Here is a 26,813-nt window from a genome sequence, read left to right as displayed (position 1 = left end):
CGGCAATGAAACTCTTCCAACCCTTGCAGATCGGCCCACTGACGCTGCCCAACCGCGTGTTCATGGCGCCCCTCACCCGCCTGCGCAGCCTGGAGCCCGGCGATGTACCCACCCCGATGATGGCCGAGTACTACGCCCAGCGTGCCAGTGCAGGCCTGATCATTACCGAGGCTACGCAAATTTCCTTCCAGGCCAAGGGCTACTCGGGTTCGCCAGGCATTCACACCGCCGAGCAGATTGCCGCCTGGCGCCTGGTAAACGAAGGCATTCATGCTGCAGGCGGCCACAGCGCCGTGCAGGTCTGGCACACCGGTCGTGTGTCGCACACTACCTTGCAGCCTGGTGGTCAGGCGCCAGTGGCGCCCTGCGCCCTACCTGCCAATGCCCGTACCACGTTGCGTGACGAGCAAGGCAACCTGCTGCGCACTGAGACCTCAGCACCGCGTGCCCTGGGCGAGGAAGAGATCGCCGGCATAGTCGCCGATTTCGGCCAGGCAGCGGTCAATGCTCGCGAGGCCAACTTCGACTTCATCGAATTGCATGCCGCTCACGGCTATCTTTTGCACCAGTTCCTCACCCCCAGCGCCAACCAGCGCGAGGACCGATATGGCGGCAGTGTCGAGAACCGCGCCCGTATTGTGCTCGAAGCGGTGGATGCCGCCATTGCCGGTTGGAGCGCCGAGCGCGTGGGTATCCGCATTTTCCCGTTGGGTGGTTTCAATGGCGTGGACAATGGCGAAGATCAAGAGGCAGCAGGGCTGTACCTGATCAAGGAACTGGCCAAGCGCAACCTGGCCTACCTGCACCTGTCCGAGCCGGACTGGGCTGGTGGCAAGCCGCTGCGCGATACGTTCCGTAAGGCTATTCGGGCGGCTTACCCAGGGGTAATCATTGCCGCAGGTGCCTATACCGCAGAGAAAGGCGAAGACCTGATCGGGCGTGGGTTGATCGATGCCGTGGCGTTCGGGCGCAGCTTCATCGCCAACCCGGACCTGGTGGAACGCCTGCGGGTTCAGGCGCCACTGAATGAGCATCGGCCACAGTTCGACTATGCAAACGGGCCTGAGGGGTATACGGATTACCCGTTCCTGAAACAGGCTTGATGGCATGAGGGGCCCCGCGCCTACAGGCTCGAAGCTGTAGGCGCGCCAGGGCTGAACCCGGCTTCAGGGGCCTGACATTCACAATCACTGCTCCCAGGGCACTCCGTGCTCCCAACTCGCCACCAGCAGGTCGATGAACCCCCGTACTCGCGGAGACAGGTGGCGTTTGCTCGGGTACACCACGCGAATAGGGTCGGCCGGTGGCCTGTAGGCGTGCAACACCTCCACCAGCGTGCCCGCGCGCAGGTCCTCCCCGGTGATGTAGGTGGGCAGGTGAATCAGCCCGAACCCTGCCCGTGCGCCATCGAGCATGGCTTCGGAGCTGTCGATATTGAGCCGCCCGGGCTCCTCGCACAGGTGCAGGCCCTCTGGCGTGTGAAAGCGCCAGGGCATGGATTTTTCCCCTGTCAGGAAGGCAATCTTGTCATGCCCGTACAGGTCTGCAGGCACCTGCGGCACCCCGTGCTGGCGCAAATATTCCGGCGAAGCGCAGGTAACGAACTGCTGCCAGGCCACAGTGCGAGTGAGCAACTGTGAGTCTTCCTTGGGTGCGCCGATCCGTACGGCTACGTCCACGCCCTCCTCGACCAGATCGACGAAACGGTCGGTAAAACGAATGTCGGCGCGCAGTTCCGGCCATTGCTTGAGGTAAGCATCGAGGACCGGCAACACATGCCGCTGGCCCAACGACAGCGGGCCGGTCAGGCGCAGCGTGCCGGTGGGCTTGCCACGCCGCTGGGCCATGGTGCTTTCCACCTCGTCCAGGTCATCGAGAATCTGCCGCCAGCGCTCATACGCCACCAAACCCTCATCGGTCAGGCTCAATTTGCGCGTGGTACGGTTGAGCAGGCGTACCGCCATACGCGCCTCCAGGCGCGCGATGCTCTTGCCCACGGCTGAACGGGTCAGCCCCAGGCTCGCCGCTGCAGCGGTAAAACTGCCCGCCTTCGCCGCACTGACGAAAGCGGTGATGTCGCCGAAGCGGTTGGGTTCCATGTCAGGTTCCTGCGGATACTGAAGACCCGCTTAAATGGGTGCGTATTGCAGTATTGCAAGGGCCTCGTTACAGCATCCACTGCAGTGCCTTGATGACCAGCAAGTGCAACGGGTAGAACAGATACCCCCAGCGCCCCACCGCAGGCACAGGCCAGTGGTTGTGGCGCAGCAGCATGCACCCGACAGGTATGGCCAGGGCTGCAGCGGCCATGGTCAGCAAGGTAACCGGTGCCAGCAGGTGTTCGAGCAACCAGCTGTTGGTCAGGTTGCCCGCCACAGCCAACAGGCACGGCAGCAGCCAGGCCACTCCCCCTCGGCTGCGAGCCATCAGCCAGGCCGCAGGCAGCAGTACGCCGGGCAACCCGTACATCAGTTGCGCGCTGCACCCGGTTGCAATCAGCACGGCGCCAAGGCCGATTAGCCGCGCTGACGCCGGGGGGTGGTGCACAGCCCAGGCCACCAGCAGCCCTAAGGTCAGAGTGGGGATCACGCTGAAGGTCTGGGTAGCAGGGTCCAGCCAACGATAGGGCCCTTCAGACAGCACCATGAAAGCCAGCATCCAGCCCAGGTAGCGCAGGTTGGCACGGGTAAACAGCCGGCCCGGTGTGCTGCGCCCGACATTCACTGCGATCGCCAGGCAGAACAATGGGAAGGCCAGGCGACCGACAATGAACAGCCCCTCGGCAGCCGGCCAGAGGAAACGTACGTGGTCGGCAACCATGGTTACGATGGCCGTCCACTTGACCAGGTCCAACCCCGCTGAGCGCACGCCTCAGCGCCCGGGGCCGTCGGCCTGGTGCAGGTATTGGGTGGTCCAGGCGGCCAATGGCAACGGTGGTTGCTGGTCGAGGATGCGGCGCCAGATCAGCGTCAGATCGTGGCGGTTGAACATCCCACCGACCCCGCTGCCCCGCCACACGCTTGGCGTGTGGGCAATCCAGTGACCCTGCCCATCGCGATGGGCCATGTTGAAGCGGAAGGTGTAGTTGCCGGGGATACCCATGCGCAGGTCGGTCACGACAAGCGCGCCGTCCACTTCGTCATAGCGTAACCAGTCATCGGTAAACCAGCGCAGGCGCTGCAGCAGGGGGGCATCGACCAATGCGGTGGCAAGCTGCAGGTTACGCGGCAGGCGCTGCATTTCCGGTGGCGCACGGTCGAACACACTACTGACGCCTTCGTAATAATCGCCATCCGGGGTCTTGGCCAGCACGCGCCAGACCAGGCTGTTGAACGCGATCGGTACCGCGCGCACCTCGTTTGCGACAATCCCCTGCTGCTCGAGGGCAGCCTGGAAACGCTGCTCGGCGGCCATGCGGCCGGCCAGGCCGAACCCCAGGTAAGCCGTGCTGAACACCAGGGCCAGGCTCATCAGGCGCAACGCCTTGCCGCTCACGCCCCTGATAGCGGCGTAGAGCACGGCCGCCAGCAGCGGCACGGTGTACACCGGGTCAATGATGAACACGCTGGCCCAGCTTTGCGGGGTGAACTGCAACGGCCAGAACAGCTGCGTGCCGTATACCGTGAATGAATCAAGGATCGGGTGGGTCACCAGTACCAGCCAGAACGCCAGGAACAGCCTGGGCAAGGTGCAGCCTTTGTCAGGCCAGCGCGTGCGGCCCAGCCGGTTGACCAGCCAGGCGAGCAACAGGGCCAGGCCGGTCAGCACGAAGATCGAGTGGGAGAAGCCGCGGTGGTAGGTCATTTGCGACACCGGGTCGGCGTAGCGGATGACCACGTCCAGGTCCGGCACGGTGCCCAGTGCGGCGCCGTAGATCAACGAGCGGCGGCCCTGGATACGGCCAAGCACTGTGCCTTGCAGCGCGGCGCCGAGTACGGCTTGGGTAATGGAGTCCAAGGGAAGGTTTCCTGAGTGGGCAATACAGGAAACCTAACCCTGCGAACCCCGGTGATGCAATTGCTGCTGTGTGACAACGCGTGGCCGGTACGGGCTTAGAACAGCTGCCAGGTGTACACCAGGATCAACCGGTTTTCATCGATATCGCTACGGTAATTGGACCGCGCCATGGCATTCCTCACCCGAATCCCCAACCCTTTGAGCACACCGCTCTGCACCGCATAACCCAGATCAATATCACGTTCGCGATCCTTGCCCTCGTACCCTTGGCCGGTATCGACGTTGTTACCGGTGAGGTAGCGCACCGTCGCCGTCAGCCCCGGGATGCCCATGGCTGCGAAGTTGTAGTCATAGCGCAGCTGATAGGAGCGCTCATCGGTGTAGGCAAACTCATACGTCGGCACCTCATTGCCCAGCGGCGAAATGTTGGCGAACACCCGAGGGAACGGGCTGTCGCCGTACATCGCCTGGTACCCCGCGTGGAAGCTGTGCCCCCCTCGCCTAGCGGTGAGCAGCGAAAAGAAGGCCTGGTTGTCGATGGTGCCCAGCAACGCATCACCTTGCTCACGGGCGGTGAAATAGCCCAGGTTGGCACTGAGCACCCAGTCCCCTAGCGGCTTGCTGTGCTTGAACCCGACAAAGCCCTGGGCATAGACGTCTTCCAGTTGCCCGTACCAGAGGCTGGCGCTGCTCTGGTTGCCGTTGAACGCGTAGTCGCCCCCGACATAGTTGAATGCATCGCTCTCGACCTGGCGCTGGGGCACATGGCCGAGCATGGCGTTCATCTTGCCGTCGCCGCCTTCGTTACGCAGGTGCGAGCCGGTGAGATGCCCGGCCTGCACCGTCAGGCCGTCCAGTTCGGACGTGCTGAGGCTGACGCCCTGGTAAGTGGGCGGCAACAGCCGGATATCGCTAAAGGTCAGCACCGGCAGGTTGGGCTGCAGTTCACCGACGCGCAATTCAGTTTTGGATACCCGTGCCTTGAATGTAGGTGCCAGGCGGCTGTATTCGTCGGCGGCCCTGCCATCACCGTGCACTGGCAGCAGCCCTGTATTGGCCCGGTCAGGGCTGCTGTCGAGCTTGATGCCCAGCACGCCCAGCGCGTCGACCCCAACGCCTACGGTACCTGGCGTGTAGCCAGACTTGAAGTCAAGGATGAAGCCCTGCGCCCACTCCTGGGCCTTGGACTGCTGATTGGCGCCGACGATGTCGGAAAAGTCACGGCTGAAGTAGTAGTTGCGGGCGCTGAGGCTGGCTTTGGCATCCTCGAAGAAACCGCCTTCGGCGGCGGATAACGGTTGGCTGAGCAGGGTCAGCCCGATGGCGACGCAAGGGGTTTGGTTCATTCCGAAGCTCTCTTGATCTTGTTGTTATGGGTAAAGCGTTGGTAATACGAGTTTCAAGGTGAACGGCGCAGGGCCTCCCGGGCATGCGGGCGACGCAGCCTGAGCAGCGCGTGTGCCAGCAGGCCGAACAGCAGCCCCCAGAACGCTGCCGAAAGGCCAAGGAAAGACACCCCCGAAGCGGTGACCAGGAAGGTGAACAAGCCGGCGTCGCGCTCTTGCGGCTCAGCCAGGCTGCGGGCCAAGGCGTCGCTGATCGCGCCATACAGCGCAAGCCCGGCCAGCGCGGCTATCAAAGCAGCAGGAAAGGCGGCGAACAGCGACATCAGTGTCGCCCCGGCGATGCCCAGCAACAGGTACAGCGCACTGCCGGCGACCGCCGCGACATAGCGCCGGCGCGGGTTGTCATGGGCCTCGTGGCCCGTGCACAGGCTGGCGGTGACGGCAGCGAGGTTCAGGCCATGGCAACCGAACGGCGCCAACAAGGCTCCGCCGATGGCACTGGCGCTGATCAACGGGCTGGCGGGCGTTGCATAGCCTGCGTTGCGCAGCACCGCCATGCCCGGCATGAATTGCCCGGTCAGCGCCACCAGCACCATCGGCAGTGCCAGGCTGAACAGCGCCGCAAGGCTGAACTGCGGGGTGATCCACTGCGCCGAGGCCAGTTCCAGCACCAGTGCCTCGCTGCGCAGTGCGCCACTGGCAAAGGTGACAACGGCACCCACACACAACACCGCGGCCACGGCGTAGCGCGGTTGCAGCCTGCGCATCAACACATAGGCAACGAACATCGCCAGCACCAGCCCCGGCTGCACCGGCAATGCCCGGAACACCTCGGTGCCGAAGCTGAACAGAATGCCGGCCTGCATGCCGGCGGCGATCGAGCCCGGCAGGTGCGCGATGATGCGGTCGAAGGCCCCGCTGATGCCGATCAGCAGCAGGACCAGGTTGGCCACCAGATATGCCCCTACTGCCTGCTCCAGTCCCAGTTGGGGTAAGGCCGTGACCAACAGTGCCGAGCCCGGGATGGACCAGGCGATCACTATGGGTACCCGGTAGTACAGGCTCAACAAGCCGCCGAGTAGAGCGCTGCCCATGGAGATGGACCAAACCCAGGAAGACAGCAGGCCCGGGGCCAAGCCGGCGGCTTCGGCGGCGTGAAAGATGATCACCAGCGGGCCGGCGTAGGAAATCATCGTCGCAAGGCACCCTGCGACGATGGCGGAAAGGGAGCAGTCCTTGATCAGGTTTTTCATGGGCCTCTCGCTGCAGTAGTGGGTTGCAAGGGCTTTGCGCTTGATCGCCGGCTAGCCGCCCCCCAGACACCGCTGAGTTCAGTGCCTGCGCTGTTCCTGCAGGCGCCGGCGTGCCCGCGATCCAGACTTAGCCTTCCTGCAAGGCCCGAGGCCGCCCGCTGCGCTGCTCATCCGCGCCTTGCAGCGCCTTCTGCAACTGGAAGTCGAACTTGAGTTCGGCATAGCGCCCGTCGGCCCCCTCACGGAACACCACCTCACCGACCAGCCCATCGCGCGTGGCATAGGCAAAGTCATCCCACAGGTACTTGTCGCCAGACAGGTTGATCTGTGTGGTCAGGTGCCGGTGCCCCGGCGCCGAGATGAAGAAGTGCACATGCGCCGGGCGCTGGCCGTGGCGGCCCAGCAGGTCCAGGCATTCCTGGGTCGGCCCCTGCGGGTCGCAGCCATAGCCCGAGGGCACGATGGAGCGCGCGCGGTAGCGGCCTTCTGCGTCGGTGACGATGCGTCGGCGCAGGTTGTACTCGGACTGGCTCGAGTCGAAGAACGAGTAGGTACCACGGGTGTTGGCATGCCACAGGTCGACAACGGCGCCGGCAAGCGGCTGGCCCTGGGGGTCGAGCACCTGGCCTTCGAGGAACATGACCGTGGCCACGCCCTCCTCGCTGCCGTCATCCATGCGCACCTCGCCTTGGGCGATGGGCGCGCCGGCAACGTACAGCGGGCCTTCGATGGTGCGCGGGGTGCCACCGCTCAGGCCTGCCTCGGCATCCTTGGCATCCTGCAGCAGGTCGAGGAAGTGCTCGATGCCCAGCCCCGCTACCAGCAGCCCGGCCTCGCCACGGCCGCCGAGGCGGTTGAGGTAGTCCACAGCCAGCCAGAACTCGTCTTCGCTGATTTCCAGGTCTTCGATGAGGCGGGCGGTGTCCTGCAGCACACGCTGAACGATGCGTTTAAGGCGTGGGCTGCCGTTGTCGTTACCAAAGCCTGCTGCTTCCTCGAAAAACTTCTGGGCGTCGGCAGTGTGGGAAATTTTCACGGTCATGATGGTTATCTCGTCTTGTTCTTGTGCGAAAGGCGTGTTTCAGCGGTCGTCGGCGTGGATCGATGACGGGTGACGGCACAGGCCGTCGACCTCGATATCCATGTACGGAAACAGCGGCAGCAACATCAGCGTGTCGTGCAGCGCCTCGACGCTGGGCACGTCGAACACGCTGTAGTTGGCGTAGTGCCCGGCGATGCGCCACAGGTGACGCCAGGTGCCCTCGCGCTGCAGGCGCTGGGCAAGTTCCTTCTCGTCGGCCTTCAGTTGCCTGGCCTTGGCCGGGTCCATGTCGACCGGCAGCTTCACGGTCATCTTCACGTGGAACAGCATGGGGTTTCTCCTTTGATGTCAGCGGCGGGCGAACCGCGCCAGGCGGTGTTCGTCGAGGGTCAGGCCCAGGCCTGGGGTACGGGGCACGTGCAGCTGGAAGTCGTGGTACTGCGGCGGCTCGTTGACGATCTCTTCGGTCAGCAGCAGCGGCCCGAACAGCTCGGTACCCCAGGTCAACTGGCGTACCGTGAGGAAGGCGTGTGCCGAAGCCAGGGTGCCGATAGAGCCTTCGAGCATGGTGCCGCCGTACAGGGCGATGCCGGCCGCTTCGGCAATCTGTGCGGTGCGCAGCACGGCACGCGGGCCGCCGTTCTTGGCGATTTTCAGGGCGAAGATGCTGGCGGCACCGTCCGCAGCCAGGCTGAACGCGTCCTCCACGCTTTCGATGGACTCGTCGGCCATGATCGGCGCAGGGCTGCGCTGGTTCAGGCGCACCTGGCCGCTGCGGTTGATGCGTGAGATCGGCTGTTCGATGAGGTCGATACCGTTGTCACCCAGCACCTGGCAGGCGCGAATGGCCTGGGATTCGTCCCAGTACTGGTTGACGTCGACCCGCACACTGGCGCGCTCGCCCAGCTCACGCTTGATCGCCACCACATGTTTCAGGTCCTGTGCCAGGGGGTTGGCGCCGATCTTCAGCTTGAACACCCGGTGGCGGCGAACCTCCAGCATGTGCTCGGCCTCGGCGATGTCACATGCCGTGTCACCGCTGGCCAGGGTCCAGGCCACCTCAAGGCTGTCGCGCACGCGCCCGCCCAGCAGCTCACTGACCGGCAGCCCCAGGCGTTTGCCCTGGGCATCGAGCAAGGCGCTCTCGATACCGGATTTGGCGAAGGTGTTGCCCTTGGCCAACTTGTCGAGCTTGAGCATGGCGGCATTGATGTTGTCGGCAGCCATGCCCACCAGCGCCGGCGCCAGATGCGCGTCGATATTGGCCTTGATGCCCTCGGGGCTTTCGTAGCCGTAAGCCAGGCCGCCGATGGTGGTGGCCTCGCCGATACCTTCCACACCGTCGCTGCAACGCAGGCGCAGGACTACCAGGGTTTGCTGCTGCATGGTGTGCATGGCCAGCTTGTGCGGGCGGATGGTGGGCAGGTCGACGATGATCGCCTCCAGCCGTTCAATGGTTGGGCTTGTCATGAAAAGCTCCCGTTCAGTCAGTAGTAAGGTCAGGCCGTCGCGGCCAGGGCGTGACGCCGGCTGCTGGCCAGGTGCACGGCCATGGCCAGCGCGGCGATTGCACCGGGAATGGCGAAGGCGATGAAATTGAGTTGCAGCGGCAGGTTGATCCCCATCAGCGCACCGCCTAGCAGCGGCCCGACGATGGCGCCATTGCGGCCGATGCCCGAGGCCCAGCCCAGGCCGGTGGAGCGCACCGCAAGGCCGTAAAGCTGCGCAGCACCGGCGTACAGCAGGATCTGCGTGCCGATGGTGGTGGCGCCGGCGATGAAGATCAGCAGGTACAGCACCGGCATCGGGCTGTTGACCCCGAGCAGGCTGATCGACACGGCAGCTGCCAGGAAGAACGCGACTTTCACTTTCACCAGGTTGTAGCGGTCGCCCAGCCAGCCACCCAGAATTGCCCCGGCCATGCCGCCGAAGTTCAGTGCCAGCAGGAAGGACAGGCTCGAGCCCAGGCTGTAGCCGGCGTTGGCCATCAGTTTCGGCAGCCACGAGCTGAGCGCGTAGACCATCAACAGGCAGCAGAAGAACGCCAGCCACAGGGCCAGGGTGCGGGTGGCCAGGCCATTGCGGAACAGGTCCAGCACTGAACCGCCGTTACCTTTGCGGTCAGTCGCCAGCAATTGGTCGTCAGCCTGCACATCGCAGTGCGGGTCCAGGCGCTTGAGCAACGTGCGCGCCTCGTGGGTACGGCCCTTGCGCACCAGAAAGCCGATCGACTCGGGCAGGTAATACAGGATCACCGGCAACAGCAGCAGCGGCACTGCGGCGGCGAAGAACATCGACTCCCAACCGAAGCGTGGCAGCATGAAGATACCCACGCCCGCCGAAAGCATGCCGCCCAGCGAATAGCCGCTGAACATGATTGCCACCAGCGTGCTGCGCAGGCGCTTGGGCGCGTATTCGTTCATCAGCGCCACGGCATTGGGCATCAAACCGCCGCAGCCAAGGCCGGCGATGAAGCGATAGATGCCGAACTCGCTGGGGCTGCTGGCAAAGCCGTTGAGGATGGTCGCCCCCGAGAACAGGGCGAAACAGATGGCAATCCCTTTCTTGCGCCCGATCCGGTCGGCCAGGCTGCCGAAAGCCAGGGCACCGAACATCATGCCGAACAGCGCATAGCTGCCCAGGGCACCGGCCTGCAAAGGGGTCAGGCCCCATTCTTTCATGATCACCGGCAGTACCACGCCGTAGATGAACAGGTCGTAGCCGTCAAAGACCAGCAGCAGGCCGCACCAGGCCATGACCATCCAGTGGAAGGCGGTGAAACGGGCGTTGTCGATGATCGGGTGAACGTCAAGGGTTCGCATGGCATCTGTCTCTGTTGTTTTTTTTGTGGAGTAAAACTGCCTTTGGGGTGCTGCTCAGCCGAGGTCGCCGCCCCCCACCGGCAGGGTCACGCCGGTGATGTAGGACGCCTCGTCGCTGGCCAGGAAAAGGATCGCGCCAACCTGTTCGTCAATGCTGCCGTAGCGGTGCATCAGGCTGCTGTCCAAGGTCTGGTCGACGATCTGCTGATACCAGCGTTTGTCTTGTTCGCTCTGCTCGGCCTCATTGCGTGGCACCCGCCGGGGTGGTGCCTCGGTGCCGCCGGGCGCGGTAGCGTTGACCCGGATGCCGCGGCCGGCGGTTTCGAAGGCAAGGCACGCGGTCAGTGCATTGACCCCGCCTTTGGCCGCGCCGTAGGGCACACGGTTGACGCCGCGGGTGGCAATCGAGGAGACGTTGACGATGGCGCCGGTGCCGCGTTCGAGCATGTACGGGAGCGCCGCGTGGCAGCACCACAGGGTGGGGAACAGCGAGCGGCGAACTTCGGCCTCGATCTGCGCCACTTCATAGTGTTCGAACGGCTTGGCCCAGATGGTGCCGCCAACGTTGTTGACCAGAATGTCGATGCGACCGAACGCTTCTACCGCCGAGGCCATGACGCGGGCACAGTCGGTGTACTGCTCAAGGTCGGCGATCAGCGTCAGCACGCCCTCCCCGGCCAGTTCGTGGACCAGTTCGGAGCGGTCCACGGCCACCACCTGCGCGCCTTCGGCCTTGAGCCGCCAGCACACACCACGGCCGATGCCTTGAGCGGCGCCGGTGACCAGGGCTACTTTGTTATGGAATCGGTTGTTCATCTGCTACTTCCTTATCCTGTTATCAGGCACAACCTTGCCTGGCCTGCACTGGACCCATCGCCGGCAAGCCGGCTTCCACAGGTACAGCGGTGCTCTCAGGCCCAACTGCCGGCTTTGGAAGAAAAGGAGGCCACCTTCACCCGCACGATGGGGCGGCCCCAAGGAAACTCAGGCCGCCGCTGCCGCGAACTTCTCGTAGTAGAAGTTGGCCGGGGTGATGCCCTGCTCGCGGATGTACTGGCTGACCGCCTCGACCATCGGTGGCGGGCCGCACAGGTACACGTCGACATCGCCATCATTGAGGTGGCGCGGCTCGATGTGCTGGGTGACGTAACCCTTTTGCGGGTAATGGCTTTCGGGGTTGGCCACACAGGCGCTGAAGGTGAAGTTGGGGATGCGCGCAGCCAGGGCGTGCAAACGGTCCAGCTCGACCAGGTCGAAGTCGTTGGTCACCCCATAGATCAGGTGCAGGGGGTGCTCGCTACCCTGTTCGGCGACCTTTTCCAACATCGCCGTGAACGGTGCCAGGCCCGTGCCACCAGCCAGCAGCAGCAAAGGGCGCTGGATCGGGCGCAGGTAGAAGCTGCCCAAGGGCCCGGCCAGGCTCATGTTGTCGCCGGCCTTGGCCAGGCTGGTGAGGAAGCTGCTCATCAGCCCGCCCGGCACGTTGCGAATCAGGAAGCTGACTTCACCGTCCTTCTGCAACGAACTGAAGGAGTAGGCGCGGCTCTGGTCGCTGCCGGGCACCGTGAGGTTGACGTACTGCCCCGGCAAGAAAGCCAGCCTGTTGAGCGATTCACCCTTGATCGACAGGGCGATGGTACTGGCCGACAACTGGCGCACGTCACTGATGGCGGCCTGGAAGCTGGCCTGTTCGGTCTTGCACAGTTGCGAAGACGCCGGGATGCGTACCACGCAGTCGCTTTCGGCGCGCATCTGGCAGGTCAGTACATAGCCTTCGGCGATTTCGTCTGCACTGAGGGCGTCTTCGATGAAGTTGTCGCCCAGGTCATAACGGCCGGATTCAGCCTTGCACTTGCAGGTACCGCAGGCGCCATCGCGGCAGTCCAGCGGGATATTGATGCCCTGGCGGTAGGCGGCGTCGGCGACGGTTTCATGGCCGCTGGCCTCGATGAAGCGGGTTACCCCGTCTTCGAAATTAAGCGCGATCTGGAAGCTCATGTTGCACCTCGCGGGCGAACCTGGCCACGGCGCGCCATGGGGCACACCGGGCCGTTCGCGTAACCTCGGTTCAGATGTGGTAGATGTCGATGACCTGGCGCACGTAGTCGTTCTTCAGCACCACCTTCTTGGCCTTGATAAGCGGCTGTTCGCCGCGCAGGTCCAGGGTGTAGAAGCTCGTACCGAAGTAGCTGTCGGTGGTCTTGTAGCGAAAACTCAGCGTGTGCCAGTTGAAGCGCACCTGGCAGTAGCCCTCACCCTGCTCGACGATCTCGATGTTGCTGATGTTGTGCGAGGTGCGGGTGTCGGGCACGGTCGCACTGGAACGCTCGGTCTTTATGCGGAACACCCGGTCCTCGAGGCCGCCACGGTTGCCGTACCAGATCAGCGAGATCTCGCTTTGCGGGTCGGTGGTGAGGCAGTCGTCGTCATCCCACGCGGGCATCCAGAAGCTTGCATCGCTGGCATACATTTCCAGCCACTGGTCCCACTGTGCATCGTCCAGGTAGCGCGCTTCGCGGTACAGGAAGTCGCGCACGGTCTCATGAAGGCTCATTGCACGGCCTCCACAGGGATCAGTTGCTGCTCGTCCTCAAGGGCCTTGAGCATGGTGTCCTGCCAGTACTTGTGCTGCAGCACGAACAGGCCCTCGTCCTCAGTGCGCACGCCAGACAGCAGCGGGCTGAGCTCGATTTCGCGAGCGGCTTCGTCGGCCCCCTCGACCCAGTGCGCCGCGCCGCGTGACATGTCGTTCCAGCCGGTACCACCGCCGTAACCGGTCTGGCAGGAGCGAAACTCCTCGAGATCGTCGGGGGTGGCCATGCCACTGACGTTGAAGAAGTCTTCGTACTGACGAATGCGCCTGGCACGGGCCTCGGCGCTCTCGCCCTTGGGCGCGATGCAGTAGATGGTGATCTCGGTCTTGTTCACCGATATCGGCCGAGCGATGCGGATCTGCGAGCTGAACTGGTCCATCAGGTAGACGTTGGGGTACAGGCACAGGTTGCGCGAGTTCTCGATCATCCAGTCGGCACGAGCCTGGCCGAAGTCTGCGGCGAGTTGTTCGCGGCGTTCGAAGGCCGGGCGGTCTTCGGGGTTGGCCCAGCGGGTCCAGAGCAGCAGGTGGCCGTGGTCGAAGGAGTAGAAACCACCCCCCTGCTTGGCCCATGCACCAGCGCTCATGGTCTTGATCTCTTCACCCGCCTCGCGCTGCTTGCGCTGGTTCTGGGTGGCGGCGTAGTTCCAGTGCACGGAGCTGACATGGTAGCCGTCGGCGCCGTTCTCGGCGGTCAGCTTCCAGTTGCCTTCGTAGATGTACGAACTGGCCCCGCGCAGTACCTCCAGGCCCTCGGGGGACTGGTCAACGATCATGTCGATGATCTTGGCCGATTCGCCCAGGTGTTCGGCCAGCGGCTTGACATCGGCGTTGAGGCTGCCGAACAGGAAGCCGCGGTAGGATTCGAACCGGGCAACCTTGGTCAGGTCATGGGAGCCGTCGCAGTTGAAACTGTCGGGGTAGCCGGCGTTGCCCGGGTCCTTGACCTTGAGCAGCTTGCCGCTGTTGTTGAAGGTCCAGCCATGGAACGGGCAGGTATAGCTCGCGCGGTTTCCGCGCTTGTGCCGGCAGAGCATGGCGCCGCGGTGGCTGCAGGCATTGAGGAAGGCATTGAGCTCACCGTCCTTGTTGCGCGCGATGAAGATCGGCTGGCGCCCCATGGTCAAGGTGAGGAAGTCGTTTTTCTCGGGGATCTGGCTTTCGTGGGCCAGGTAGATCCAGTTGCCCTCGAAGATGTGTTTCATCTCCAGGTCGAACAGGCGTGGGTCGGTGAACATCTCGCGCTTGCAGCGGTAGATGCCCTTTTCACGGTCGTCCTCGAGCATGGCATTGAGGTAGTCGAATCCCAGGGACATGGCCAGGGTCTCCATTGTTATTGTTCAGACCGGCTCAGGTTAGGGCGTGCCGGCGGGCGGCAATATCCGCTGGGTGCAAAGCGCTATCCGTTTTCTGCAAGGCAAAAGAAATTGATCAGGTGCATGGCAAATTATCCATTGAACGGTGCCTGCCACCTGAAGTAAGCTCGGGCTCATCAACTGGAGAGCAACATGCCGAAACACACCCGCAACCACGCCAACCACACCGGTCGCAACCTGCGCCCTGTGCTGGCCGTTGCCGGCTGCAAGGCTGCTGCCTGCTTTTATTTTGGGTATTGGTTTAGCCACTAGGCGCCGCTGATACCTACACGGCGCCCATCTTCGAGGGGCCGCCGAACATGAGAATACTCAAACCCCCGGTCGGCTCCCCGACCGGGGGTTTTGCTTTTCAGGCCTTTGAACATTCCCGATTCACACTGAGGACACTTTCATGAACTACGCCACCTATTACTACGCAAGCACCTACGCCTGGCGATTTAGCCAATCCCGCTCGGGCCAGCCTGCCGCCTCCGACCGGTCCGTCCACGGTGGCAATGCTGCAGCCAATCTGAATTCAACGATCAGTCGAACACCTCGATAGGGGCCGACTGCGCGGGTCAGAACCCGCCGTCCGCCCAGGGAACCTACGCCATGCAAGCCTCGAACCTCGCTCTGCCCCTGACCCAGCCAAACGCTGCCAACACCACTGTCAGCCGTCGCCTGCCCAGCCCGCACCTGCTCAAGCAGCAGATGCCGCTTTCAATCGAACACGCCCAGCAAGTCCAGGCCCAGCGCCAGGCCATTCGCGCCATCCTCGAAGGCCGCGATCCGCGCCTGCTGGTGGTCGTCGGCCCCTGCTCGATCCACGACCCACGCTCGGCCCTTGAATATGCCGACCGCCTGGCGGCCCTGAGCCGCGAAGTCGACGAAAAGTTGCTGTTGGTGATGCGCGCCTACGTGGAGAAACCGCGCACCACGGTGGGCTGGAAAGGCCTGGCATACGACCCGCACCTCGATGGCAGCGACGACATGCATGGCGGCATCGCCCTGTCCCGTGGCTTGATGCTGAACATGATCGAACGCGGCCTGCCGATCGCCACAGAGCTGCTGCAGCCGATGGTCGCCGGTTACTTCGATGACCTGCTGGGCTGGGCGGCGATTGGCGCGCGTACCACCGAATCGCAGGTTCACCGTGAGATGGTCAGCGGCCTGGAGTTACCGGTCGGGTTCAAGAACGGTACCGATGGCGGTGTCGCCATCGCGTGCGACGCGATGCGCAGCGCTGCCGCCGCGCACCGCCATTTCGGTATGGATGCGCAAGGCTACCCGGCGATCATCGAGACCTTGGGCAACCCGGATACCCACCTGGTGCTGCGCGGCGGCCACAAGGGCCCGAACCACGACAGCACCAGCATTGCCCAAGCCCGCCAAGGGCTGGCCAAGGCGGGCCTGCAGGCGCGGATCATGGTCGATTGCAGCCATGCCAACAGCGGCAAGGACCCGGCACGGCAGCCCGCAGTGTTCGAGGACGTGCTGGCTCAGCGCCTGGCCGGCGACACATCGATTGTCGGGGTGATGCTTGAAGGCCACCTGTTCGACGGTTGCCAGGCCTTGGGCAAGGGCCCGCTGAAGTACGGCGTGTCGATCACCGATGGCTGCCTGGGCTGGGAAGCGACACAAACCCTGCTGCGTGAGGCCGCAGCGCGTATGTAGGAAGCGTACAGCAAGCCTTGCGAGACATTTCCCAAGCAAGTGCGCTAGGCTTGCCCTTTTCACCCAAGGAGTAGTACCCATGGCACGCGCCACTGCCCGCCACATCCTCGTCAGCAGCGAAGACAAGTGCAACGAACTCAAAGCCCAGATCGAAGCCGGTGCCGACTTCGCTGAAATCGCCAAAGCCAACTCCACCTGCCCGTCCAGCCGCCAGGGCGGTGACCTGGGCTCGTTCGGCCCAGGCCAGATGGTCAAGGAATTCGATACCGTTGTGTTCAGCGCCCCGATCAACACCGTGCAGGGCCCGGTCAAGACCCAGTTCGGCTACCACCTGCTGGAAGTGACCAGCCGCCAGGACTAAGTCCACGCTGACCATGACCACCTCTGTGGGAGCGGCTTTGCCCGCGAATGCGCCCGTGCAGGCAACGCCGTTGCCTGGCCGGGCCTCTTCGCGGGCAAGCCCGCTCCCACAGATGTTTCTGGGGATCGTGCTGGCCTGCATGGGTTTTACCGCCCTCGCCGAACCGACCCACGCCCTCACCGTTTACGGTGAAGCCCCGCGCTACGCCCAAACGTTCCGCCACTTCGACTACGTCAACCCCGATGCCCCCAAGGGCGGTATCCTGCGCCGCTCGGCCACCGAAATCGGTCAGTTCGACCACATCCTGCCGTACATCGACAAAGGTATCGGCGTCAGCCAGGTCGATGGCTGGCTGTACGCCCCTCTGGCCGTGCGTTCATTCGATGAGCCCTACACCGTCTATGGCCTGATCGCCCGGCGCATGGAACGCGGCCCGCAAGACGCCTGGCTACGTTTTTACATCGACCCCAGGGCCACCTTTGCCGATGGCAAACCCGTGCGTGCCGAGGATGTGCGCTTCAGTTACGACAAGCTGATGAGCGAGGGCAGCCTCAAATACCGGACCCAGTTCGCCGATGTGGCGGGTGTCACGGTCGAAGGCCCGCACCGCGTGCGTTTCGATTTCAAGCAACCCCACGGCCGCACCCTGCCCTTGGACCTTGCCAGTTTGCCGGTCCTGCCCGAACACGACTGGAACAGCCGCGACTTCGCCAACGGCGCCGGCTTCGACACACCGGTCGGCAGCGGCCCCTACCGCATCGGGCGGATCGACAATGGCCGCAGCGTCACCTTCGAGCGTGACCGGCACTGGTGGGCCAAGGACTTGCCCGTCAGCCGCGGCCGTTTCAACTTCGAACGCATTCGCGTCGAGTACTTTGGTGATACCGAGGTGGCGCGCCAGGTACTCAAGGGCGGTGGCTACGACTACAACCGTGAGTTCTCGGCCACAGCCTTCACCCTCGGTTACAACGGTGCACAACTGGATGACGGCCGCCTGCAACGCGCCCACCTGGGCCCGGCCAAGCCACAGACCGCCCAGGGGTTCGTGTTCAACCTCGACCGGCCGCAGTTCAAGGACCGCCGCGTGCGCCAGGCGCTGGCCATGCTATGGGACTTCGAGTGGAGCAACCGCCAGATGATGCGCAACCTGTACATCCGCCAGCAGAGTATTTTTTCCAACACCCCGCTGGCGGCGCGCGAATTGCCGGATGCCGATGAACTGAAACTGCTTGAGCCGCTGCGCGGCAAGGTACCGGGCGAAGTCTTCAGCCAGGTGTTCACAGCCCCCACAACCGACGGTTCGGGGATTATCCGCACGCAGCAACTGCAGGCCCTGGCCCTGCTGCAGCAGGCGGGTTGGCACCCTAAGGGTGATCACCTGGTCAACGCCGAGGGCCAGCCGCTGACATTTACCTTCCTCAACGGCCAGGCCGGCCTTGAGCGTTTGCTGCTGCCGTGGAAGCGTAACCTGGCACAGATCGGCGTTACCCTGAGCATCCGCAATGTCGACTCGGCCCAGTACGTCAATCGTCTGATGGCCCGCGACTACGACATGCTCGTCACCGGCTACCCGGCCACCCTCTCACCGGGTGCCGAACTCTACAATTACTTCGGGTCTGCAGCAGCCAACGACCCAGGCTCGAACAACCTGATGGTGCTCAAGGACCCTGCGGTGGACAGCCTGATCGACGGGCTGGTGCGCGCCGACACCCAGGCTGACATGCTGCGCCACGCCCATGCGCTGGACCGTGTGCTGCAGTGGAACTACTACTGGATCCCCAACTACTACCCGCCAGGCAGTTCGACCGTGTGGTGGAACCGCTTCGGCCTGCCCAAGGTCCAGCCTGCTTATGACGAAGGGCTGGACAGCTGGTGGGAAATCAGCCCGAACGCCCTGACCAGCGCGCAGATGGCCGAGCGCCAGAAGGCTGCGCCATGACGTCCTATATCCTGCGCCGCCTGCTGCTGATCATCCCCACGCTGCTGGCGATCCTGCTGGTCAACTTCGCCATCGTCCAGGCGGCCCCCGGTGGCCCGGTGGAGCAGGCGGTGGCCAGGCTGCAGGGCATCGGCGGCGGGGCACCGGGCGCCCGGGCCGACGTGGTTCATGGCGAATCCCGCGACACCCGGGGCCTGGACCCGAAACTGATCGAGGAGATCAAGCGCCAGTACGGCTTCGACAAGTCGGCCCCTGAGCGCCTGTGGCTGATGCTCTGCCAGTATGCACGGCTGGATTTCGGCCAGAGCTTCTTCCGCGGCGCCAAGGTCACCGACCTGATTCTGGACAAGCTGCCGGTGACCCTTTCACTGGGGTTCTGGGCCACGTTGATCACCTACCTGGTGTCGATCCCGCTGGGCATCCGCAAGGCGGTGCGCCACGGCAGCCGCTTCGATGCCTGGAGCAGTGCGCTGATCGTGATCGGTTACGCTCTGCCCTCCTTCCTGTTCGCCTTGCTGCTGATCGTGCTGTTCGCCGGTGGCACCTCGCTGAACTGGTTCCCGGTACGCGGCCTGGTCTCGGAGAACTTCGACCAGCTCAGCCTGCTGGGCAAGGTCGCCGACTACTTCTGGCACCTGGTGCTGCCGGTGGGGGCACTGGTGGTCGGCGGCTTCGCCACACTGACATTGCTGACCAAGAACGCCTTCCTCGATGAAATCTCCCGTCAGTACGTGGTCACGGCCCGCGCCAAGGGCCTGAGCGAGCGTCGCGTCCTGTATGGCCACGTGCTGCGCAATGCCATGCTGGTGGTGCTGGCAGGCTTGCCGCAGGCGCTGATCACGGTGTTCTTCGCAGGATCCCTGCTGATCGAGGTGATTTTTTCACTCGATGGCCTCGGGCGCATGAGCTACGAGGCAGCGGTGTCGCGTGACTACCCGGTAGTGTTCGGCACGCTGTTCATCTTCACCCTGGCCGGCCTGCTGATCCGCCTGATCGGCGACTTGTCGTATACCTTGCTCGATCCGCGCATCGACTTTGACGCGAGGGCGCACTGATGCTCTCGCCGGTTTCGCGTCGCCGCCTGCAACGCTTTCGCCGCAACCGCCGTGGCTGGGTGTCGTTGTGGCTGTTCGCAGGCCTGCTGCTGCTCAGCCTTGGTGCAGAGCTCGTCGCCAACGACAAACCCTTGCTGCTTGGCTACAAGGGCGAGCTGTACATGCCTGCGCTCAAACGCTACAGCGAGCAGCAGTTCGGCGGCCAACTGCCGTTCCAGCCGGACTACCGTAGCGCGTATGTCCGCCAGCTGATCGAGGGCCAGGGCGGCTGGATGCTGTTCGCACCAATTCCGTTCAGTGCCGACACACCCAACTACGACCTGCAGGTACCCACCCCAAGCCCACCGAGCAGCAGCAACTGGCTGGGTACCGACGACCAAGGCCGCGACGTGCTCGCGCGGGTGTTGTACGGCACCCGGGTATCGCTGCTGTTCGCCTTTGCCCTGACGGTGGTCAGCGTGCTGATCGGCGTGATCGCCGGGGCCTTGCAGGGCTACCACGGTGGTTGGGTGGACCTGCTCGGGCAACGCGTGCTGGAGGTGTGGTCGGGGTTGCCGGTGCTGTACCTGCTGATCATCCTCAGCGGTTTCGTCGAGCCGGACTTCTGGTGGCTGCTGGGGATCATGGCGCTGTTCTCGTGGTTGACCCTGGTGGATGTGGTGCGGGCCGAGTTCCTGCGCGGGCGCAACCTGGAGTACGTGAAAGCCGCCCGCGCGCTGGGCCTGCCTGACAGCCAGGTGATGCTGCGGCACATCCTGCCCAATGCGATGAACGCCACGCTGACCTACGTGCCGTTCATGCTCACCGGGGCCATCACTACACTGACCGCGCTGGACTTTCTGGGCTTTGGCATGCCGGCCGGGAGTGCTTCGCTGGGTGAGCTGGTCACCCAGGGCAAGCAGCACCTGGAGGCCCCTTGGCTGGGCTTCACGGCGTTCTTTGCGCTGGCGGTGGTGCTGTCATTGCTGGTGTTTATCGGTGATGCCTTGCGCGAGGCTTTCGACCCGAGAGTTTAGGCTGGTACTGCCATCACAGGTTTCAGGGAACTGCCCATGCAAGAAAGCAATACCCTCAAGGATTATCCTCAGGTACGGCAACTGGCGATCCGCTCGCTGTTCGAAATCATCGAGCAGTCCAGCGAGGGCACGGTGATCGTCGATCGCGAAGCGCGAATCGTGTGGATGAACGAGCGCTACGCCCGTCGGTTTGGCCTGGCCGATGCCGCCAGCGCCATAGGCCAGCCATGCGAAACGGTGATCCCGGGCAGCCTGATGCGCGAGGTGGTGAGTAACGGCCGGCCGATCCTGCTGGACATGCTCGACACCGCCAAGGAGCCACTGGTGGTCATGCGCCTGCCGATCCACGATGCCCAGGGGGCGCTTATCGGTGCCATCGGCTTTGCCCTGTTCGACGAATTGCGCAGCCTGTCGCCACTGCTCAAGCGCTATTCGAGCATGCAGCAGGAACTGGCCACGACACGCTCGCAACTGCGCGCGCGCCAAGCCAAATACAGTTTTGCCCAGTTCGTCGGCAGCAGCGCGGCGAGCCTTGAGGCCAAACGCCGTGCCAGGCGTGGCGCGGCCAGCGAGTCGCCGGTGTTGTTGCTCGGCGAAACCGGTACCGGCAAGGAGCTGCTGGCCCATGCCATTCACGCAGCCTCGGCACGTGCGCACAAAGCCTTTGTCAGCATCAACAGTGCAGCGATCCCCGAGGCGCTGCTGGAAGCCGAGTTCTTTGGCACGGCCCCGGGCGCCTTTACCGGCGCTGACCGTAAGGGGCGCAGCGGCAAGTTGCAGTTGGCCGAGGGTGGCACCTTGTTCCTCGACGAAATCGGCGACATGCCCCTGGCCCTGCAAAGCAAACTGCTGCGCGTATTGCAGGAGAAGGAATACGAACCGGTGGGCTCGAACCAGATGCTGCGCAGCGACGTGCGCATCATCGCTGCCACGTCAATCGATTTGCAGGCGGCCATGGCCCGCGGGGCGTTTCGCGCCGATCTGTATTACCGCCTGAATGTGCTGCCAATCCAGGCACCGCCGCTGCGCGAGCGCCTCGAAGACCTGCCCGCGTTATGCGAGGCGATCCTGGCCGAACTGGGCAGCCAGTTCGAGCTGGAGCCCGATGCGCTGCAATTGCTGGCACGCCATGCCTGGCCAGGGAACATCCGTGAGCTGCGCAACGTGCTGGAACGGGCAACCCTGCTGGCAGACCAGCCGCGCCTTACCGCCTTGGACTTGCGCGAGGCACTAGGGCCGGTGGCGCCGCTTGCCACGACTACCGTTAGGCAAAGCTACCGCGATGCCTGTGCGCAATTCGAGCGCAAACTGATTGCCGACACGTTGGCCGAACACGCCGGCAATGTGGTGGAAGCAGCCAAAGCATTGGGTTTGGGCCGTTCGACGTTCTACAAGAAGAAAGTGGCATTGGGAGTATGAGTCTCTTATTGGAGACTGATGTTTCAAAATAGAGACTGCTGCGAGCGCTTTGCCCTGAAACGTAGTTGGGAGCAATAGCTACCGCAGCTAATCTCAAATAAGAGACACAGCAATCTTTAATTCAAGAAAATTCATTAAGAATCAATAAGTTAACTGTTGGCACGATTCCCGCTATCTCCCGGTCACCGATAACAAAAAGACCTACCCAGGAGATCTACCCGATGACCGTGCTCATCGCCCTCGCCGCTTTGGCCCTGCTGATGCTGGCCGCCTACCGCGGTTACAGCGTGATCCTCTTCGCTCCCATCGCCGCCCTCGGCGCGGTGCTGCTGACCGACCCCGCCGCCGTGGCGCCCGCCTTTACCGGGGTGTTCATGGAAAAGATGGTCGGCTTCATCAAGCTGTACTTCCCGGTGTTCCTGCTTGGCGCGGTGTTCGGCAAGCTCATCGAACTGTCCGGTTTCTCGCGCTCGATCGTCGCCGCAGCCATCCGCCTGCTCGGCACCCGCCAGGCCATGCTGGTGATCGTGCTCGTTTGCGCTTTGCTCACTTATGGTGGGGTATCGCTGTTTGTGGTGGTGTTCGCGGTGTACCCGTTCGCCGCCGAAATGTTCCGCCAAAGTGATATTCCCAAGCGCCTGATCCCGGCAACCATCGCCTTGGGCGCCTTCTCGTTCACCATGGACGCCCTGCCCGGCACCCCGCAGATCCAGAACATCATCCCCAGCACCTTCTTCAACACCACCGCCTGGGCCGCGCCCTGGCTGGGGCTGATTGGCACGGTGTTCGTGTTCTGCAGCGGCATGCTTTACCTGCAACGCCAGCGTAACAAGGCCCAGCGCGCCGGCGAGGGCTATGGCAGCAACCTGCGCAACGAACCGGAAACCGCCGCCGACCTGACCTTGCCCAACCCATGGCTGGCGCTTTCGCCGCTGGTGCTGGTGGGTGTGATGAACCTGCTGTTCACCCACTGGATCCCGCAGTGGTATGGGGCCAGCCATACCCTGCAACTGCCGGGCATGAGTGCGCCGGTGAACAGCGACGTGGCCAAGCTCACGGCGATCTGGGCAGTGCAGGCCGCGCTGCTGGTGGGCATCCTGATGGTTCTGGTGTGCGCCTTCGGCGCCATTCGTGAGCGCCTGGCCGAAGGCACCAAAAGTGCCGTCGGGGGCGCCTTGCTGGCCGCCATGAACACGGCCTCCGAGTACGGTTTTGGTGCTGTGATCGCTTCGCTGCCCGGCTTTCTGGTACTGGCCGACGCCCTGCGCGGCATCCCCAACCCGCTGGTCAATGAAGCGATCACCGTGACCTTGCTGGCCGGCATCACCGGCTCCGCCTCTGGTGGCATGAGCATTGCCCTGGCGGCCATGGGCGACAGCTTCATCGCCGCAGCCAATGCCGCCAACATCCCGCTCGAGGTGCTGCACCGGGTGGCCGCGATGGCCAGTGGCGGCATGGACACCCTGCCGCACAACGGTGCGGTGATCACCTTGCTGGCTGTCACCGGCTTGACCCACCGCGAGGCCTACAAGGACATTTTCGGTATTACCCTGATCAAGACCCTGGCGGTCTTCGTGGTCATCGCCACGTTCTACGCCACCGGCATCGTCTAAGGAGCTTTTGCATGACCCTCAAAGGCAAGACTGCACTCGTCACCGGTTCCACCAGCGGCATCGGCCTGGGCATCGCCCAGGTGCTGGCCCGCGCTGGCGCCAACATCCTGCTCAACGGTTTCGGCGACCCGGCACCGGCTCTGGCCGAGGTTGCGCAGCATGGGGTGAAGGCTGCGCACCATCCGGCCGACCTTGGCGAGGTGGCCCAGATAGAAGCATTGTTCGCGTTTGCCGAGCAGACCTTCGGCGGCGTCGACATCCTGGTCAATAATGCGGGCATCCAGCATGTGGCGCCGGTCGAGCAGTTTCCGCTGGAAAGCTGGGACAAGATCATCGCCCTGAACCTGTCGGCGGTGTTCCATGGCACGCGGCTGGCCCTGCCCGGCATGCGTGAGCGCAACTGGGGGCGTATCGTCAATATCGCCTCGGTGCACGGGTTGGTCGGCTCCACCGGCAAAGCCGCCTATGTGGCGGCCAAGCACGGCGTGGTCGGCCTGACCAAGGTGGTGGGGCTGGAAACAGCGACTGGCAATGTCACCTGCAACGCCATCTGCCCGGGCTGGGTGCTGACCCCGCTGGTGCAAAAGCAGATCGACGAACGCGCCGCCAAGGGTGTCGACCCGCAGCAGGCGCAAGCGGACTTGCTGGCCGAGAAGCAACCTTCATTGGCCTTCGTCACTCCTGAACACCTGGGCGAGCTGGTACTATTCCTGTGCAGCGAGGCCGCAAGCCAGGTCCGCGGCGCCGCCTGGAATGTCGATGGTGGCTGGCTGGCCCAGTGATGGGCGGCCTGGGCCTGGTGCGGGTCTTGCCATCGTTCAACTGCAAGGAGGCCCTATGCGCCCAACCCCCCTGTCCGCGATCCTGGCCCTGACCCTGGCGGCCACTGCCCCAGCGATGGCCGCCAGCCTGAAGGACATCGCGCCTTACCCCGAGGCTGAAAAAGGCTTTACCCGGCAGGTCATCCACCTGCCCGCACAACCCGACGAGCAAGCCTACAAGCTGGAAATTCTGGCTGGCAAAACGCTGCAGGTGGACTGTAACCGCCAGCGCCTGGCCGGCAGCCTGGAGGAACACACCCTCCAAGGCTGGGGTTACAGCTATTACCGCCTGGACAAGGTCGGCGGGCCGGCCAGTACCCTGATGGCCTGCCCGGATGGCAAAAAGACCGAGGCGTTCGTGCCGGTGGTCGGTGAAGGCTTCCTGCTGCGCTACAACAGCAAGTTGCCTGTCGTGGTGTATGTGCCTGATGGCGTGCAAGTGCGTTACCGCGTGTGGTCGGCATCGCAGGACGTGCAACAGGCCAAGGTGGAGTAAATTGAAGCGTAGCGGTGCTTGATCGCCGGCAAGCTGGCAAGCTGGCGATCAAGCGCGTCTTGGCAATGGGAGGTATGGCATGAATGATGTGCTTTGGTGTCCTGCTGCGGCGCAAATCGAGGCCAGCCGAATGGATGCCTTTCGCCGCTGGATCAACCTGCGCTACAACCTGCAGCTCAATGATTACGCAGCACTGCACAACTGGAGCATCGAGCAGCGCGCCGCTTTTTGGGAATCCATTGCCGACTATTTCCAGGTGTTGTGGCATAGCCCACCCAGCCAGGTACTGAGCGAAGGTGCACAGATGCCCGATGCTCGGTGGTTCGCCAAGGCCACCCTCAACTTCGCCGAACACCTGCTACGCCGGCGTGACGATCACACTGCGGTGACGGCCGTGCGCGAAGACGGCGAGCGCCGCTCACTGAGCCACGCGCAACTGGCCGCTGAGGTAGCCGGGCTGCAGAAGGCCTTCAAAAATGCCGGTATCGAGCCAGGTGACCGCATTGGCGCAGTGATGCCCAACACCTGGGAAACCCTCGTGGCCATGCTCGCCTGCACCAGCCTCGGCGCCGTCTGGTCGACGTCATCGCCGGAGTTTGGCCTGCACGGCATCATCGACCGTTTCGGCCAGATCGAGCCCAAGCTGCTGATCGTCTGTGCCGGTTACCAGTACGCCGGCAAGCAGATCGACCAGGTCGACAAGATCAACCAGGTCTGCGCGCAGTTGCCCGGGCTGCAGCAACTGATCGTGGTGCCCTACACGCGGCCGGACACCCAGGCCGACGAATTCACTACCCCTGCCAAGGTCAGCCTGTGGGGCGACTTCTACCAGGCAGGAGGTGAGCCAGGCTTCACCCCCTTACCGTTCGATCACCCGCTGTACATCCTCTATTCCAGCGGCACCACGGGCGTGCCCAAGTGCATCGTCCACAGCGCCGGCGGTGTCCTGCTGCAACACCTCAAGGAACACGGCCTGCACAATGACCTCAAGGCCGATGACGTGTTGTTCTACTACACAACCTGCGGCTGGATGATGTGGAACTGGCTGGCCAGTGGCCTGGCAGTCGGGGCCACTCTGGTGCTGTATGACGGCTCCCCCTTCCACCCGGGGCCTGAGCGCCTGCTCGACCTGATCGACGCCGAAGGCATCCAGGCCTTCGGTACCAGCGCCAAGTACCTGGCCGCACTTGAACAGGAAGGCCTGGAGCCGGCACGCAGTCATCGACTGGCCAGCCTGCGCCTGATCCTCTCCACCGGCTCACCGCTGTCGCCGCACAGTTACGACTACGTTTACCGCAAGATAAAGGCCGACCTGTGCCTGGCGTCCATGTCCGGTGGTACCGATATCGTGTCCTGCTTCGTGCTGGGCAACCCGACGCTGCCGGTACGCCGTGGCGAGATAGCCTGCAAGGGCCTGGGCATGGCGGTAGAAGTGTGGAATGAGCACGGCCAGCCGGTGACCGGTGAAAAAGGCGAGTTGGTGTGCACCCGCCACTTCCCGTCGATGCCCCGGGGGTTCTGGAACGACAACGATGGCAGCCGCTACCGCGAGGCCTACTTCAGCCAGTTTCCCGGTGTCTGGGCGCAGGGCGACTACGCCGAGCAGCTCACCACAGGCGGCATGGTGATCCATGGGCGTTCCGATGCCGTGCTCAACCCCGGTGGCGTGCGTATCGGCACGGCGGAAATCTATCGGCAGGTAGAAAAGGTCGAGCAGGTGCTGGAAAGTGTCGCCATCGGCCAGCAATGGAAAGGCGATGTGCGTGTCGTGCTGTTCGTGCGTCTGCGTGATGGCCTGGCGCTAGATGAGCCGTTGCAACAGCGCATTCGCCAGGTGATCCGCCAGTACACCACGCCGCGCCATGTACCGGCGGTGATCCTGCAGGTCAGCGATATTCCACGTACCATCAGCGGCAAGCTGGTGGAGCTGGCGGTGCGTAATGTGGTGCACGGGTTACCCGTGAAAAATACCGACGCGCTGGCCAACCCGGAAGCACTTGAGTTTTTTCGTGACCGCACGGAGCTGCACGTTCAGGCATAATGGCGCCCTT

The 26,813-nt window shown here is 63.6% G+C and carries 24 protein-coding genes; 11 read left to right on the top strand and 13 right to left on the bottom strand.

The window, feature by feature from the left end; all coding sequences use genetic code 11:
* Positions 1 to 5: 5 nt before the first annotated feature.
* Positions 6 to 1,103 (top strand): alkene reductase, encoded by a 1,098-nt coding sequence (locus tag IWW33_RS23735; protein WP_174141174.1) that lies wholly within the window; start codon positions 6 to 8, stop codon positions 1,101 to 1,103.
* Between the two features lie 84 nt (positions 1,104 to 1,187).
* On the opposite strand, the gene IWW33_RS23730 is transcribed toward IWW33_RS23735, so the two are convergent.
* The 13 genes from IWW33_RS23730 to benA all read right to left on the bottom strand — a co-directional run bounded on the left by IWW33_RS23730 (position 1,188) and on the right by benA (position 14,329).
* Entirely contained in the window at positions 1,188 to 2,099 is a 912-nt protein-coding gene (locus tag IWW33_RS23730; RefSeq protein WP_174141173.1) for a LysR family transcriptional regulator, read from the bottom strand.
* A 67-nt stretch (positions 2,100 to 2,166) separates the two neighbouring features.
* Entirely contained in the window at positions 2,167 to 2,868 is a 702-nt protein-coding gene (locus tag IWW33_RS23725) for a TraX family protein (RefSeq protein ID WP_174141172.1), read from the bottom strand.
* 3 nt (positions 2,869 to 2,871) lie between these two features.
* A complete protein-coding gene (locus IWW33_RS23720) occupies positions 2,872 to 3,957 on the bottom strand; it encodes a metal-dependent hydrolase (protein WP_196914405.1) in 1,086 nt (361 codons plus the stop codon).
* A gap of 95 nt (positions 3,958 to 4,052) precedes the next feature.
* Positions 4,053 to 5,303, bottom strand: coding sequence for an OprD family porin (locus IWW33_RS23715; RefSeq protein ID WP_174141170.1), 1,251 nt, complete (start codon positions 5,301 to 5,303; stop codon positions 4,053 to 4,055).
* A 53-nt stretch (positions 5,304 to 5,356) separates the two neighbouring features.
* Positions 5,357 to 6,556 (bottom strand): benzoate/H(+) symporter BenE family transporter, encoded by a 1,200-nt coding sequence (locus tag IWW33_RS23710; RefSeq protein ID WP_174141169.1) that lies wholly within the window; start codon positions 6,554 to 6,556, stop codon positions 5,357 to 5,359.
* A gap of 127 nt (positions 6,557 to 6,683) precedes the next feature.
* Entirely contained in the window at positions 6,684 to 7,598 is a 915-nt protein-coding gene (gene catA, locus IWW33_RS23705) for a catechol 1,2-dioxygenase (RefSeq protein ID WP_115274751.1), read from the bottom strand.
* A gap of 39 nt (positions 7,599 to 7,637) precedes the next feature.
* Complete coding sequence (gene catC, locus IWW33_RS23700; RefSeq protein ID WP_046786158.1) at positions 7,638 to 7,928, bottom strand: muconolactone Delta-isomerase; 291 nt, start codon at positions 7,926 to 7,928, stop codon at positions 7,638 to 7,640.
* Positions 7,929 to 7,946: 18 nt separating this feature from the next.
* Positions 7,947 to 9,068 (bottom strand): muconate cycloisomerase family protein, encoded by a 1,122-nt coding sequence (locus IWW33_RS23695; protein WP_046786157.1) that lies wholly within the window; start codon positions 9,066 to 9,068, stop codon positions 7,947 to 7,949.
* A gap of 29 nt (positions 9,069 to 9,097) precedes the next feature.
* Entirely contained in the window at positions 9,098 to 10,420 is a 1,323-nt protein-coding gene (locus IWW33_RS23690) for an aromatic acid/H+ symport family MFS transporter (protein WP_174141168.1), read from the bottom strand.
* Positions 10,421 to 10,474: 54 nt separating this feature from the next.
* On the bottom strand, positions 10,475 to 11,236 hold the full coding sequence (locus IWW33_RS23685) for a 1,6-dihydroxycyclohexa-2,4-diene-1-carboxylate dehydrogenase (RefSeq protein WP_046786155.1): 762 nt from the start codon (positions 11,234 to 11,236) through the stop codon (positions 10,475 to 10,477).
* Positions 11,237 to 11,404: 168 nt separating this feature from the next.
* Positions 11,405 to 12,418, bottom strand: a complete 1,014-nt coding sequence (benC, locus tag IWW33_RS23680) for a benzoate 1,2-dioxygenase electron transfer component BenC (protein ID WP_046786154.1) — start codon at positions 12,416 to 12,418, stop codon at positions 11,405 to 11,407.
* A gap of 70 nt (positions 12,419 to 12,488) precedes the next feature.
* Positions 12,489 to 12,974 (bottom strand): benzoate 1,2-dioxygenase small subunit, encoded by a 486-nt coding sequence (benB, locus tag IWW33_RS23675; RefSeq protein ID WP_174141167.1) that lies wholly within the window; start codon positions 12,972 to 12,974, stop codon positions 12,489 to 12,491.
* A complete protein-coding gene (benA, locus tag IWW33_RS23670) occupies positions 12,971 to 14,329 on the bottom strand; it encodes a benzoate 1,2-dioxygenase large subunit (RefSeq protein ID WP_046786153.1) in 1,359 nt (452 codons plus the stop codon). Before benA ends, benB begins: the two co-directional genes overlap by 4 nt.
* A gap of 651 nt (positions 14,330 to 14,980) precedes the next feature.
* Between benA and IWW33_RS23665 the strand changes: the two genes are divergently transcribed.
* The 10 genes from IWW33_RS23665 (at position 14,981) to IWW33_RS23620 (ending at position 26,803) form a co-directional block, all read left to right on the top strand.
* Positions 14,981 to 16,042: a 3-deoxy-7-phosphoheptulonate synthase gene (locus IWW33_RS23665; protein WP_115274745.1), complete on the top strand. Its 1,062-nt coding sequence runs from the start codon at positions 14,981 to 14,983 to the stop codon at positions 16,040 to 16,042.
* Between the two features lie 79 nt (positions 16,043 to 16,121).
* Positions 16,122 to 16,403: a peptidylprolyl isomerase gene (locus tag IWW33_RS23660; RefSeq protein WP_039602126.1), complete on the top strand. Its 282-nt coding sequence runs from the start codon at positions 16,122 to 16,124 to the stop codon at positions 16,401 to 16,403.
* A gap of 13 nt (positions 16,404 to 16,416) precedes the next feature.
* Positions 16,417 to 18,342 carry an extracellular solute-binding protein gene (locus IWW33_RS23655; protein WP_115274744.1) on the top strand — a complete coding sequence of 642 codons (1,926 nt, stop codon included), beginning with the start codon at positions 16,417 to 16,419 and terminating at the stop codon, positions 18,340 to 18,342.
* Positions 18,339 to 19,397 carry a microcin C ABC transporter permease YejB gene (locus IWW33_RS23650; protein ID WP_174141166.1) on the top strand — a complete coding sequence of 353 codons (1,059 nt, stop codon included), beginning with the start codon at positions 18,339 to 18,341 and terminating at the stop codon, positions 19,395 to 19,397. The genes IWW33_RS23655 and IWW33_RS23650 overlap by 4 nt, the downstream gene beginning before the upstream one ends.
* Positions 19,397 to 20,413 (top strand): ABC transporter permease, encoded by a 1,017-nt coding sequence (locus IWW33_RS23645; RefSeq protein ID WP_046786151.1) that lies wholly within the window; start codon positions 19,397 to 19,399, stop codon positions 20,411 to 20,413. Before IWW33_RS23650 ends, IWW33_RS23645 begins: the two co-directional genes overlap by 1 nt.
* Positions 20,414 to 20,449: 36 nt before the next feature.
* Positions 20,450 to 21,832 (top strand): sigma 54-interacting transcriptional regulator, encoded by a 1,383-nt coding sequence (locus IWW33_RS23640; RefSeq protein ID WP_119687064.1) that lies wholly within the window; start codon positions 20,450 to 20,452, stop codon positions 21,830 to 21,832.
* Between the two features lie 221 nt (positions 21,833 to 22,053).
* Positions 22,054 to 23,445 carry a GntP family permease gene (locus IWW33_RS23635; protein ID WP_012314567.1) on the top strand — a complete coding sequence of 464 codons (1,392 nt, stop codon included), beginning with the start codon at positions 22,054 to 22,056 and terminating at the stop codon, positions 23,443 to 23,445.
* Between the two features lie 11 nt (positions 23,446 to 23,456).
* Entirely contained in the window at positions 23,457 to 24,227 is a 771-nt protein-coding gene (gene hbdH, locus IWW33_RS23630) for a 3-hydroxybutyrate dehydrogenase (protein WP_046786148.1), read from the top strand.
* A gap of 55 nt (positions 24,228 to 24,282) precedes the next feature.
* Positions 24,283 to 24,762 (top strand): serine protease inhibitor ecotin, encoded by a 480-nt coding sequence (gene eco, locus IWW33_RS23625; protein ID WP_115274741.1) that lies wholly within the window; start codon positions 24,283 to 24,285, stop codon positions 24,760 to 24,762.
* Between the two features lie 79 nt (positions 24,763 to 24,841).
* The gene (locus tag IWW33_RS23620) at positions 24,842 to 26,803 is read left to right on the top strand and encodes an acetoacetate--CoA ligase (protein WP_174141165.1); all 1,962 of its coding nucleotides are present in this window, start codon (positions 24,842 to 24,844) and stop codon (positions 26,801 to 26,803) included.
* Positions 26,804 to 26,813 lie beyond the last annotated feature (10 nt).

The organism is Pseudomonas sp. M2, from assembly GCF_015751845.1.
Lineage (GTDB): Bacteria > Pseudomonadota > Gammaproteobacteria > Pseudomonadales > Pseudomonadaceae > Aquipseudomonas > Aquipseudomonas putida_E.
This window is presented reverse-complemented; position numbering and strand designations above follow the sequence as displayed.